The following is a 12,575-nucleotide window of genomic DNA, read 5'->3' as shown; positions in this document are numbered from 1 at the left end:
TCAGACTGTGGCAGTTCGCCTCCGGCGCCATCAAGCCTGAGAAACCTGAAACAAGAGATAATGAATTGTATCCTCACCGCAAAGTCACGAAGGGGTGAGACGCAGCAAGAACCACCCGGAACACTACACATCACCGTGAAACTGGCAAAATGAAGACGCCGCCGGGAGGTTTTCCCGGCGGCGTCTTTGAAAGTTGCAGAACGATCAGGCCGCGAGGTCGCGCAGAACCGTCTGCAGGATGCCGCCATTATTGAGGTAAATGACCTCGTCGAGCGTATCGACACGGCTGATCAGCGGAACGTCCTTCACCGTGCCGTCGCCATAGGTGATCTTGGCGATCTTCCTTTCGCGCGGCTTGATGTTCCCAAGGCCTTCGATCGTGACGACCTCGTCCCCCTTGAGACCGAGGCTTGCCCAGGTCGTGCCCTCTTCGAAAACGAAGGGGATGACGCCCATGCCAACCAGGTTCGAACGGTGGATGCGCTCGAAGGATTGGGCGATGACGGCCTTGACGCCCAGCAGGTTCGTGCCCTTTGCCGCCCAGTCGCGCGAGGAGCCGTTGCCATATTCGACACCGGCGAAGATGACGAGCGGAACGCCTTCGGCCTTGTATTGCATGGCCGCGTCGTAGATCGATTCCTCTTCCTTCGATGGGTAGTGGATGGTGTAGCCACCTTCCTTGCCGTTCGGGCCGAGCATATGGTTGCGGATGCGGATATTGGCGAAGGTGCCGCGCATCATGACCTCATGATTGCCGCGGCGCGTGCCGTACTGATTGAAGTCCGCGACGCCGACATGGTGATCGAGCAGATAGGCGCCGGCTGGCGACGCTGCCTTGATCGAACCGGCAGGCGAGATGTGGTCGGTGGTGATCTTGTCGCCGAAGAGGCCAAGAACGCGGGCGCCCTTGATATCCGAGATGCCCGCGCCGGTCTTGCCCATGCCGACAAAATAGGGAGGGTTCTGCACATAGGTGCTGTCGTCGTCCCAGGCATAGGTCTGGCCCGGAGGAACTTGGACCGCCTGCCAGTTGGCATCGCCCTTGAAGACGTCGGCGTACTTGGTCTCGTAGAGCTCGCGGGTGACGTATTTCAGGATGAATTCCTGGATCTCATGCGAGGTCGGCCAGATGTCCTTGAGGAACACGGGCTTGCCGTCTTGGTCTTCACCGAGCGGCTCTGTCGTCAGGTCTATCTGCACCGAACCGGCCAACGCGTAGGCGACCACCAGCGGCGGCGAGGCGAGATAGTTCGCCTGGACATCGGGCGACACGCGGCCTTCGAAATTGCGGTTGCCCGAGAGTACGCCGGCGGCAATCAAGCCCTTGTCGTTGATGGTCTTGGAGATGGGTGCGGGCAGCGGGCCGGAATTACCGATGCACGTCGTGCAGCCGAAGCCGACCAGATTGAAGCCGATCTTGTCAAGATCGGTCTGCAGACCGGACTTCGCGAGATATTCCGCCACGACCTGGGAGCCAGGTGCCAACGACGTCTTGACCCAAGGCTTGGATGTCAGGCCCTTGGCGACAGCGTTGCGGGCAAGCAGGCCGGCAGCGATCAAGACCGAAGGGTTTGATGTGTTGGTGCAGGAGGTGATCGCAGCAATCGCTACGTCGCCGTGACCGAGATCGAAATCGGTTCCTTCAACGGCATAACGGTTGGTGAGCTGCCCGGGCTTCTTGTAGTCGGCTTCGAGCGCGGCTGCGAAACCGGCGGCGATGCTTTCCAGCGCGACCCGACCTTCCGGACGTTTCGGGCCGGCCATGGCTGGCACAACGTCGCCAAGATCGAGCTCCAGCGTGTCGGTAAACACCAGGTCGGAGCCATCGCCCTCGCGCCACATGCCCTGCGCCTTCGAATAGGCTTCGACCAGGGCAATCCGGTCGGTCGTGCGGCCGGACATGGTCAGATAGTTGATGGTTTCGCCATCAACCGGGAAGAAGCCGCAGGTCGCGCCGTATTCCGGACCCATGTTGCCGATGGTGGCGCGGTCTGCAAGCGACATATTGTCGAGGCCGACGCCGAAGAACTCGACGAACTTCGACACGACGCCCTTCTTGCGCAGCATCTGAACGACCATCAGCACCAGGTCGGTTGCGGTGACGCCTTCCCTAAGTTTGCCGGTGAGCTTGAAGCCGACGACCTCAGGCAGAAGCATCGAGACTGGCTGACCGAGCATGGCCGCTTCGGCTTCGATGCCGCCGACGCCCCAGCCGAGAACACCGAGACCATTGATCATCGTCGTATGGCTGTCCGTGCCGACGCAGGTGTCGGGATAGGCAATCGTCTCGCCATCCTCTTCCTTGGTCCAGACGGTCTGGCCGAGATATTCGAGATTGACCTGGTGACAGATACCCGTGCCGGGAGGAACGACGCGGAAGTTCTTGAAGGCCTGCTGGCCCCATTTCAGGAAGCGGTAGCGTTCGCCGTTGCGCTCATATTCGAGCTCGACGTTGCGGGCAAGCGCCGTCGGCGTACCGAACTCGTCGACGATGACGGAATGGTCGATGACGAGATCGACGGGGACCAGCGGATTGATCTTTTCCGGATCGCCGCCGAGCGACACCATCGCGTCGCGCATGGCGGCAAGGTCAACCACGGCAGGCACGCCAGTGAAATCCTGCATCAGCACGCGCGCCGGACGATAGGCAATTTCGTTTTCAGCCGTGCCCTTGTCGATAAGCCAGGCGGCGACGTTCTCGATATCCTTCTTCGTTACCGAACGGCCGTCTTCGTTGCGCAGCAGATTTTCCAAAACCACCTTCATCGAATAGGGAAGCCTGGATACGCCGGAAAGGCCGTTTGCTTCAGCCGTGGGCAGGCTGTAGTAAACATAGTCCTTCCCGTTCACGCTGAGCGTGGAACGACATTTGAAACTGTCAAGAGATTTAGCCACGAGGGACCCCGTTTCTGATAGCCAACACAGTCGTGCGAACGCCTATGCACTTTATGCACATCAGGATGCGGGTACGGCCATTTCCGCTGTCCGCACGTGAAGTTGCGTAAAAACAACCGCATGTTCGGCGCAAGATGAAGTTCACGCCGACCGCTGGCGTGGTTGCAGGTCTTATAGATAATTTCGTAAAAACTTGCCATAGCAGGCAAGGGCAAAATCGGACAATTTTTTGCGTCTGCGACAGCGAAACGGGGAAAGCCGGAATCCATGCATCTGAGTGCCGAAAACCTGGCCGCAAGGCGTGGCGAAGACCTGATTTTCGTTAGTATTTCCTTCAACTTGACAGCCGGAAAAGCCCTCATTTTGACGGGACCCAACGGGGCTGGAAAGTCGACGCTTTTGCGCGTGGTCGCCGGTCTTCTGGCCCCTGAAAAAGGACGCGTGACCTTCATCGACAACAAGGGTGGAGCGGATCGCCGCCCGGGCGAGGTCAGCCACTATCTTGGGCACAGAAACGCGATGAAGAACGAACTCACGGTTGCAGAGAACCTCGCCTTCTGGAAGCAATTCCTCGGCGACGACGAAGGCGGGTCGGGGTTGTCGATCGAGGATGCCGCTGATGCTGTCGGCCTTGGCGGCATCATCCACCTTCCCTTCGGCTACCTCTCGGCCGGGCAACAGCGTCGCATGGCCTTTGCCAAATTTCTCGTCGCCGACCGCCCGGTCTGGATCCTCGACGAGCCGACCGCCGCGCTGGATTCAGCTGCAGAGCGCGTCCTTACTGAGTTGATCTCCAGACATCAAAAGGACGGCGGGTTGGTGCTTGCAGCGACGCATCAGCCTCTTGGCCTGGGGGATGCGCAAGAGTTGAAAATGACGGGATTTGCCGGGGTTGTGGGAGGGGTATGGGGATGATCTGGTTCCTGTCACGACCTCTCATCCGGCCTTCGGCCACCTTCTCCCGACGAGCAGGAAGAAGGGGATGCCGCACGTTCCGTAGCGCCTTCATCCTCCAAAGTGGAAGTTGCAACAATTCCCTGGTGCCGTCGTCCCCTCTCCCCGCTAGCGGGCAAAGGGCTAGGGTGAGGGGCGCCTTGCATCCCGAAGGCTGCAAACGCAAAGGCCAGCCCGCATGATCGCCCTCTTCCTGCGCGATCTGAAACTCGCCGTGCGCGCCGGTGGCGGGGCATTGATCGGGGTGTTGTTCTTCCTGACCGTCGTAACAGTCATTCCCTTCGGCGTCGGCCCGGACTTGAGGCTGCTCGCCCGCATCGGACCGGCGATCGTCTGGATCGGCGCGCTGCTTTCGGCCCTCCTTGGCCTCGACCGGCTGTTCCAAGCTGAACGCGACGATGGCTCGCTCGATCTTCTGGTGATGCAGGAGACGCCGCTTGTGCTGACGGTGTTTGTCAAATGCGCGGCGCACTGGACGGCAACCGGCTTGCCGTTGGTGATCGCCTCGCCACTGCTCGGCCTTTTCATGAACATGAACGCGACAGCGATCGGGGCGACAATGCTGACCTTGCTGGTCGGTTCGCCGGCCATCACCTTCATCGGCGCGGTCGGTGCCGCCACTGCCGTGGCGCTGCCGCGCGGCGGGCTGCTGGTATCGATCCTGGTGCTGCCGCTGACGATCCCGGTTTTGATTTTCGGCGTCAGCGCCACCTATGCCGCCGTCGAAGGTCCGCAGCCCTTCCTGCCGCCCTTCCTCATTCAGATCGCGCTGACGCTTTTCTTCGCGGTGCTCGGCCCGGTGGCGGCCGCACTTGCACTGGGCAACACGGCGGATTGATTGGAGCCGCCAGCCCGTCAATTGCGATGGTCCCGATATCACGCTAAAGAGAGCACATGAGCGAATTCAGTCCCGCGATCAGCCGATTTTCGGACCTTGCCAACCCTACCCGGTTCCTGGCGCTGGCGTCCCGTATCATTCCGTGGCTTGCAGCCATATCGGCGATCCTTTTCGCCGCCGGGCTTTACCTTTCCTTTTCCACCGAGGGCGATTACCAGCAGGGCGATACCGTCCGCATCATGTACATCCATGTGCCGGCGGCCTGGCTGTCGATGATGTGCTATACGATCATGAGCATTTCAGCGATCGGCACCCTTGTCTGGCGGCATCCGCTTGCCGACGTCGCTGCCAAGGCAGCGGCACCGCTCGGTGCGGCGTTTACCCTTTTGGCGCTGGTCACGGGTTCGCTGTGGGGCAAGCCCATGTGGGGCACCTACTGGGTCTGGGACGCGCGGTTGACCTCCGTCTTTATCCTCTTCCTGATGTATCTTGGCCTGATCGCGCTCAACCGCGCCATCGACGATCCGTCGAAGGGCGCGCGCGTGACGGCAGTGCTGATCCTTGTCGGCTTCGTCAATATCCCGATCATCAAGTTTTCCGTCGACTGGTGGAATACGCTGCATCAGTCCGAGAGCATCATCCGCCTCGATGGCCCGACGGTGGATTCCGAGTTTCTCTGGCCGCTCTTTACCATGGCGCTCGCCTTCACCCTGTTGTTCTTCACGCTGCATACCATGGCGATCCGCAACGAGATCTGGCGCCGCCGCATCGCGGCCCGACGACGGCTTGCAGCGCGCATGGCAAGCCGGGAGGAATAATCGGATGTCGCACGCATTTTACGTCTATTCATCCTACGGCTTCGCCGCGATCATCGTGATCGCGATCACTGGCTGGACCTGGATCGACGGGCGCCTGCGCCAACGGGAACTCGCAACTCTGGAAGCATCAGGCATTCACCGTCGTTCGGTGCACAAGACAGAGGGCGACACCAAATGACATCAGGTGCTGACGACCGCCAGGCGCCGAAGCCGCGCGGCCTTGGACGCTACGCGATGGCGCTGTTGCCGCTGGTGGTCTTCGGGGGCATTGCCGGAACTGCGGCAAAGATGCTTTACGAGCAGGACGTTCACGGCAAGGATGTCTCGGCAATTCCCTCGGCCCTGATCGGCACCAAGGCCCCCTCGTTGGCGCTGCCGCCGCTTGAAGGATCCAAGGTGCCGGCACTGAGCGATGCCGCCATCAAGGGCAAGCTTACCCTCGTCAATGTTTTTGCATCCTGGTGCATTCCTTGCCGGCAGGAACACCCTCTCCTTCGGGAGCTTGCCAAGGACGGGCGCCTCAATATCGTCGCCATCAATTACAAGGATCAGCCCGATAACGCATTGCGCTTCCTAAGCGATCTCGGCAATCCGTTTCAAGCCATCGGCATCGATCCGAAGGGTGCAACGGCCATCGACTGGGGCGTCTACGGCATTCCGGAATCCTATCTCGTCGGTCCGGACGGCACCATACTCTACAAGCGTGTTGGCCCGTTCGACGATCTCAGCCTGAAGGAAGGTCTTTATCCCGCCATGGAAAAGGCCCTGGCCGGATCAGCCTCCTAAGGCACTCTGCCAGGTTTTGACGGCCTCGACCGGCCAGATTAGCATCAGCACGTTGAGCGTGAGATTGTCGCGGATCATCCAGCCGGTGAATATCTCGAAAAATATTGCGATTGCCACGGTGAGCATGACCGGCGCCCGCGAGGCAAACAGGAAACCCAGGATCATGAAGACAGCATCCATCGCGGAGTTGAGGATGCTGTCGCCGTAGTAATCGAGCGAGATCGTCGCGGCTCGATAGCGGTTGATGATCAATGGTGAATTTTCGAGGATTTCCCAACCGGATTCGATCAGCATGGCAAGGAAAAGGCGCATCGATAGCGGCTTGCCACGCATGATCAGATGGGTCAGCCCGAAGAACAGGAACCCGTGAATGATGTGCGATGGGCTGTACCAGTCGGCGATGTGCTGGGAGTTGCCGCTCGAATTGACGGTACCCTCCCACAATTTGACATAGCCGCAGGTGCAGATCGGCGTGCGGCCCATTAGATATTCGGTGACGATCTGGGCGACCAGGACCGCAAAGCAAGCAACGAGCCAGAAGCTCAGATGGCGATTGCGGCTTATCTCCTGTCGAAGCGCCGTCACTTCTCCGTTTCCACGGCGGGCGCCACCGTATGTTTCATGATCAATGGCATCTGCGCCAGCGTGAACAGGATGGTGATCGGCATCGTTCCCCAGACCTTGAAGGCGATCCAGAAATCGTCGGAAAAATTCCGCCAGATGACTTCGTTGAGCACTGCGAGGAAGAGGAAGAAGATACCCCAGCGGATCGTCAGCTTCCGCCAGCCGGCTTCATCGAGCTGGAACGCCGCGTTGAAAACATAGCCAAGCAAGGATTTGCCGAAGGCAAGGCCACCCAAGAGGGCAACGCCGAACAGCGTGTTGATGATCGTCGGCTTCATCTTGATGAAAGTCTCATCCTGCAGATAGATCGAGAGCGACCCGAAGACCAGCACGACTAGGCCCGAGATAAAGGGCATGATCGGCAAGTGGCCGAGCACGAACTTCGATACCACGAGGGAAAGGACGGTTGCCGCCATGAACAGCGCCGTCGCCACGAACAGCGGACCGCCGAGGCTTGCCAGCGCTGGAAACTGCTGCACGAGCCATGGCCCGCGCAGGTTCCCGAAAAAGAAGACCATCAGCGGGCCGATCTCGAGCGCCAGCTTCAGCATGGGATGCTGCCGGTCGGCGGCACTCGGGGTAATATCGCTTTCGCTGGTCGTCATCGCTGGTCCAAACCTTCGAGCTTTCTAGATTTCGGTCCGCCATTGATAGGCGTCAGTGGCATATCTATGGCGCTTTGTGCGTTTCGTCATCCGTCTATCCCCTGTCATTGACCAAGACCGGCGATTGCATGGGCGAAATCCTCGGCCTCGAAGGGTTCGAGATCGTCGACACCCTCGCCGACGCCGATGAAATAGACGGGCAATTTGTGCTTGGCAGAGATGGCGACAAGAATTCCGCCGCGCGCGGTGCCGTCAAGCTTGGTCATGATCAATCCGGTGACGCCGGCAATATTGCGGAAAATCTCGACCTGGTTAAGCGCATTCTGCCCGGTGGTCGCGTCCAGCGTCTGCAGAACCGTGTGCGGCGCCTCCGGATCGAGCTTGCCGAGAACTCGGACGATTTTCTCGAGCTCCGCCATCAGTTCGGTCTTGTTCTGCAGCCGGCCGGCCGTGTCGATAATCAGCACGTCGCTCTTGCTTTCCCTAGCCTTCTGAAAGGCGTCGAAGGCAAGGCCCGCGGCATCCGCACCGATCTTGGTACCAACGAATTCCGATTTCGTCCGGTCCGCCCAGATCTTCAACTGCTCGATCGCGGCGGCTCGGAAAGTATCGCCGGCAGCGATCATGACTTTCAGTCCGGCGCCAGACAGCTTCGCCGCGAGCTTGCCGATCGTCGTTGTCTTGCCGGTGCCGTTGACGCCGACGACGAGGATGACATGAGGCTTGTGCGACAGATCGAGCTGCAGCGGCTTAGCCACCGGCTTTAGTACCTTGGCGATTTCGGCCGCCATGATCCGGCTGACATCCTCGCCGGTGACATCCTTGCCGTAGCGCTCGGAGGAGAGCGCATCGGTCACGCGCATCGCCGTTTCGACCCCGAGATCCGCCTGGATCAGCAAATCCTCAAGGTCCTGCAGCGTCTGGTCGTCGAGCTTGCGCTTGGTAAAGAGAGCTGCGATCTGGCCGGTCAGCTGCGACGAGGTCCGCAACAGACCGGCGCGCAGGCGCTGGAACCAGGTTGTTTTCGGTGCCTGCGCTATAGGCTCGACAATTACGGGGCCGGTGGCGAAGCCCTTTGGGAGGATAGGTGTGTCTGGCTTTGGAGCAAGATCGCCCCCCTCTGTCGGCTGCACCGACACCTCCCCCACAAGGGGAGAGATTGGATCTTGGGCAGCCTCTGGAACCGCAATTGTCTGATCCGCCGGATTAGCCAGCCTTTCGGCGATTGCCTCCGGAGCGACGTCACCCCCCGGCCAATCTTTCCGATCGTAGGGGAGATGTCCCACAGGGACAAAGGGGGGTATCGCGGCGTCCTCTGTTTCATCCGCCAGCACTTCCGCCTCAAGAAGCGACAATGGCGTCAGGCCGAGCTCGCTTAATTCGCCAACATCGGGAAGGATCGGGGGCGTCTCGCTTTGCGCGGCGGCGTCCACATCAACATCGGCAATCAGTCCGTCAGCCGCTTCCTTAATATCGGTCACAGCATTCGGGGTCGGTGCCTGTCCTTCTGCCGGCTTGTCTCGGCCGAAGGTGAAGACTTTCTTGATGAAACCCAGCGCCATGAAAATTCCGTCAGTCAGGCCGCATCGGCCGCAATAAGTTGCATGTCGAGATGCTTGCCATTGTGGCTGGTGATGGTCACCGACACAAGGTCGCGCGGCCTAAGGCCCGGCGCTGCGACAAGCGTGAAGTTCTCCGTATGCGCCATACCGTTGTTTTCGACAAGCAGCCATTGCGTCGTGCCGATCATCCTGTCCAGATGGGTCCGATGCAACCGCTGTCCAGTGGATCGCAGCCTTGCCGCTCGTTCCTTGATCAGCGCTCGATCGAGCTGGGGCATGCGCGCCGCAGGTGTTCCCGGCCGCGGGCTATATGGGAAGACATGGAGGAATGCGATATCGCATTCCTCGGCCATGCTTGCGGCATTGGCGAACATTTCCTCCGTCTCTGTCGGGAAGCCGGCGATCATGTCGGCCCCGAAGCTCATCTCCGGCCGCAATCGTCTTATGTCCTGACAAAAGCGGATGGCGTCGCTGCGCAAATGGCGCCGCTTCATCCGCTTCAGGATCATGTCGTTGCCGTGCTGCAGCGACAGATGAAGATGCGGCATGAAACGCGGCTCGTCGGCGATCAAGTCGAGCAGATGCCGATCCGCCTCGATGCTGTCGATAGAGGACAACCGCAACCGGCGGATTTCGGGTATCTGCTTGAGCAATGTCTTCGCCAACAACCCCAGGGTCGGCTCGCCTGGCAGGTCCGCGCCGTAGCTGGTGGCATCGACGCCCGTCAGCACGATCTCGACATAGCCGCCGGCAACAAGTTTGCGCGCCTGCTCCACGACGGCGCCCATCGGCACGGAGCGCGAATTGCCCCGACCATAGGGAATGATGCAGAATGTACAGCGATGGTCGCACCCGTTCTGTACCTGGATGAACGCGCGGACATGGCCGTCGATATGCTTGACCATCTGCGGCGCGGTGTGACGAACGCTCATGATGTCGTTGACACGCAGCTTTTCTTCGGCCGACACGCCAAAATCGGGAAGCGCGCGATAGGATGCGGCGGCGAGCTTCTCCTCGTTGCCGAGAACGACATCGACCTCGGGCATCTCGGCGAATACCTGCTTCTCGGTCTGGGCCGCGCAGCCGGAGACGATGATGCGCGCGTGCGGGTTATCCCGCCGTGCCCTGCGTATCGCCTGGCGTGCCTGACGCACGGCCTCGCCGGTGACGGCACAGGTATTGACGAGGACGGCATTGTTAAGCCCGGCCTCTTCCGCCTGCGCCCGCATCACTTCGGATTCGTAGGTATTGAGACGGCAGCCGAAGGTAATGACCTCGACGCCGCTCACCGCGCCTGAGCCTCCGGCTCCGCGTCGCGTGAAAAGGCGCCCGTTGCGGGATCGACCGTGCCGGACCATTCCCATTCCGCAGGCCCGGTCATGACGACGTGGTCGTCGCGCTCGCGCCATTCGATCTGCAACTTGCCGGGTGGCTTTGCCGTCGCCACCTCGATGGTGACCTTGCGGCCGGTGCGACCCGTTCGCGCAGCACTGACGGCAGCGGCACAGGCACCCGAGCCGCAGGCAAGCGTCAGCCCCGCTCCGCGTTCCCATGTGCGCATGCGCAGCGACGTCGGCGATGTCACCTGAACCAGCGAGATATTGGCGCGCTCGGGAAACATCGGATGGTTTTCGAGAAGCGGCCCGAAGCGGCCAAGGTCATAGGACATGACATCCTTGTCCACCCAGAATACCGCGTGCGGATTGCCCATCGAAACGACGGCGGGCGAATGAAGGATTGGACCGTCGATCGGCCCGATCTGCAACTCGATACGGCTGGTATCGTGGAATTCCTCGGCAAGCGGTATCTTGTTCCACTCAAAGACAGGCTTGCCCATGTCGACCGAAATCGTCCCGTCCTCATGCTCGACGGCGTTGAGGATCCCGGCGATGGTCTGGAATGTGAAAGCCTTGCGTCCGCTTTCGGCAGCAAGAGCCTGCACGACGCAACGCGTGCCGTTGCCGCAGGCCTGCGCCGTGGAGCCGTCGGAATTCAGGATGTCGATAAAGGCATCAGTGCCCTCGGCCTTCGGATCATGGATCGCCATGATCTGGTCGAATTGCGTCGCCGGATCGGCGTTGAGCGCAACAGCAGCGGCTGGCGCGACCTTATCCTTGCGGCCGCGCATGTCGACAACCAGGATCTTGTTGCCAAGCCCGTTCATCCTCGCAAATTCGACCGTATCTGCCATCGTCTCAATTCTCAGTCACACGCCGACGCTCTCGGCATTTCTGGTCTATATGGCGGAAATGAGCTGGAATTACCAGTGGTGAGCTGCGATGCGCATCAGCGTTGTCTCAGCCGAACTCGCGCTCTGGTGAGGCCGCCGGCACATCAAATACCTCGCCGGCATGCAACGGCCGAAACCGCTCAGGCCCGATCGAGTGTCGCTTCAGCGCGTCGCCCAGCTGGCGAACCGGATCGTCGATCGCCTCGTCCGTCAACTGGAACGTGCCGAAGTGATGGCCGACCGCATGAGCCGCCTTGCACAGCTGCATACCCTGCACGGCTTCCTCAGGATTTTGGTGCTGCCCCTTCATGAACCATCGCGGCTCGTAGGCGCCGAAAGGCAGGATCGCGAGGCGGAAGCTGCCGTGCTTGTCGGCTGCGGCCCTATAGTTGATGCCATCGTGAAAGCCGGTGTCGCCGACATGATAGATCTTGCCCGCAGGCGTCGAGATGACGAAGGCGGCCCAGAGCGCCATCCGACGATCGCCCATGCCGCGGGCCGACCAGTGATGGCAGGGCTCGGCGTCGATCGTCACCTCCTTGCTGATGGCGATCCGCTCGTCCCAGTCCGTCGTGGTAATATTGGCCTGCGGCACCGCCCGATGGATGATCGTGTCGTTGCCGAGTGGCGTAACAAACCGTGGAGCATGAGCCTCGTGCAAGCGCTTGAGCGTCGCGACATCGAGGTGGTCGTAGTGGTTGTGCGATACAAGGACGAGATCGATTGGCGGAAGGTCCTCGAAACGTATCCCCGGCGGGACGACGCGCTTCGGACCGATGAAACTGAAAGGGCTGACGCGTTCGGACCAGACGGGATCGGTCAAGATATTCAGCCCCGCGACCTGGACCAGCAATGAGGCATGGCCGATCATCGTTACCCTCAGAGCCTGATCCCCGACGCGAACATCGGGCCTTACTGGCGCAGAGCAACTAGCAATGGAGCTTGGCCACTTCGAACGACCGCCGGCGAACTGCCATTTGAGCAGCGCGCGGAGATTGCCCGGTTCGACACCGTCGGGATTGAAGAAGAGGGAGCCGTCGAAATGATCGGAAACCGGCCCTTGATAATAGGGATTGCGCTTGCCTTTGCGGATGGAACTGTCTGCCATGCTGCCTCGTCGCCTGTGTGACGAAAGTTAAGTGGTGCAGCTCGCGTCCGTTTAAAAGCCGGCAGTGGCGCCATTTGCCGGTTTTGCCGTCTCTGCCTTGACTTTCAGCGCTCTTTCCTGTTAATCGCGCCTCATCTGCGACGAGCACAAGCCTC

12 protein-coding genes are annotated in these 12,575 nt (G+C 60.4%); 5 read left to right on the top strand and 7 right to left on the bottom strand.

Annotated elements, in window-relative coordinates; translation table 11 throughout:
- Positions 1-204: 204 nt before the first annotated feature.
- Entirely contained in the window at positions 205-2,895 is a 2,691-nt protein-coding gene (gene acnA, locus AB4Z52_RS05500; protein ID WP_442216896.1) for an aconitate hydratase AcnA, read from the bottom strand.
- 267 nt (positions 2,896-3,162) lie between these two features.
- Between acnA and ccmA the strand changes: the two genes are divergently transcribed.
- From ccmA to AB4Z52_RS05475, 5 genes are all read left to right on the top strand, one after another.
- Entirely contained in the window at positions 3,163-3,810 is a 648-nt protein-coding gene (gene ccmA / locus AB4Z52_RS05495; RefSeq protein ID WP_442216895.1) for a heme ABC exporter ATP-binding protein CcmA, read from the top strand.
- 217 nt (positions 3,811-4,027) lie between these two features.
- A complete protein-coding gene (gene ccmB / locus AB4Z52_RS05490) occupies positions 4,028-4,687 on the top strand; it encodes a heme exporter protein CcmB (protein WP_442216894.1) in 660 nt (219 codons plus the stop codon).
- 56 nt (positions 4,688-4,743) lie between these two features.
- The gene (locus tag AB4Z52_RS05485) at positions 4,744-5,505 is read left to right on the top strand and encodes a heme ABC transporter permease (RefSeq protein ID WP_442216893.1); all 762 of its coding nucleotides are present in this window, start codon (positions 4,744-4,746) and stop codon (positions 5,503-5,505) included.
- A gap of 4 nt (positions 5,506-5,509) precedes the next feature.
- A complete protein-coding gene (gene ccmD / locus AB4Z52_RS05480; RefSeq protein WP_442216892.1) occupies positions 5,510-5,683 on the top strand; it encodes a heme exporter protein CcmD in 174 nt (57 codons plus the stop codon).
- Positions 5,680-6,291, top strand: a complete 612-nt coding sequence (locus AB4Z52_RS05475) for a DsbE family thiol:disulfide interchange protein (RefSeq protein WP_442216891.1) — start codon at positions 5,680-5,682, stop codon at positions 6,289-6,291. The genes ccmD and AB4Z52_RS05475 overlap by 4 nt, the downstream gene beginning before the upstream one ends.
- Here the strand turns inward: AB4Z52_RS05475 and AB4Z52_RS05470 are convergent.
- From AB4Z52_RS05470 to AB4Z52_RS05445, 6 genes are all read right to left on the bottom strand, one after another.
- Positions 6,280-6,876, bottom strand: a complete 597-nt coding sequence (locus tag AB4Z52_RS05470) for a DUF2585 domain-containing protein (protein WP_442216890.1) — start codon at positions 6,874-6,876, stop codon at positions 6,280-6,282. The two genes, AB4Z52_RS05475 and AB4Z52_RS05470, sit on opposite strands and share 12 nt — an antisense overlap.
- A complete protein-coding gene (locus tag AB4Z52_RS05465) occupies positions 6,873-7,520 on the bottom strand; it encodes a septation protein A (RefSeq protein WP_442216889.1) in 648 nt (215 codons plus the stop codon). Before AB4Z52_RS05465 ends, AB4Z52_RS05470 begins: the two co-directional genes overlap by 4 nt.
- Positions 7,521-7,624: 104 nt before the next feature.
- Positions 7,625-9,082, bottom strand: coding sequence for a signal recognition particle-docking protein FtsY (gene ftsY, locus AB4Z52_RS05460; RefSeq protein ID WP_442216888.1), 1,458 nt, complete (start codon positions 9,080-9,082; stop codon positions 7,625-7,627).
- 14 nt (positions 9,083-9,096) lie between these two features.
- Positions 9,097-10,371, bottom strand: coding sequence for a tRNA (N(6)-L-threonylcarbamoyladenosine(37)-C(2))-methylthiotransferase MtaB (mtaB, locus tag AB4Z52_RS05455; RefSeq protein WP_442216887.1), 1,275 nt, complete (start codon positions 10,369-10,371; stop codon positions 9,097-9,099).
- The gene (gene dapF / locus AB4Z52_RS05450) at positions 10,368-11,273 is read right to left on the bottom strand and encodes a diaminopimelate epimerase (protein WP_442216886.1); all 906 of its coding nucleotides are present in this window, start codon (positions 11,271-11,273) and stop codon (positions 10,368-10,370) included. Before dapF ends, mtaB begins: the two co-directional genes overlap by 4 nt.
- Positions 11,274-11,379: 106 nt before the next feature.
- Complete coding sequence (locus tag AB4Z52_RS05445) at positions 11,380-12,420, bottom strand: MBL fold metallo-hydrolase (RefSeq protein WP_442216885.1); 1,041 nt, start codon at positions 12,418-12,420, stop codon at positions 11,380-11,382.
- Between the last annotated feature and the right edge of the window lie 155 nt (positions 12,421-12,575).

This window comes from Rhizobium sp. 2YAF20 (assembly GCF_052114685.1).
Classification (GTDB): domain Bacteria; phylum Pseudomonadota; class Alphaproteobacteria; order Rhizobiales; family Rhizobiaceae; genus Rhizobium.
Note: the sequence above shows the minus strand (reverse complement) of the source record. Positions and strands in the feature narration are given on the sequence as shown.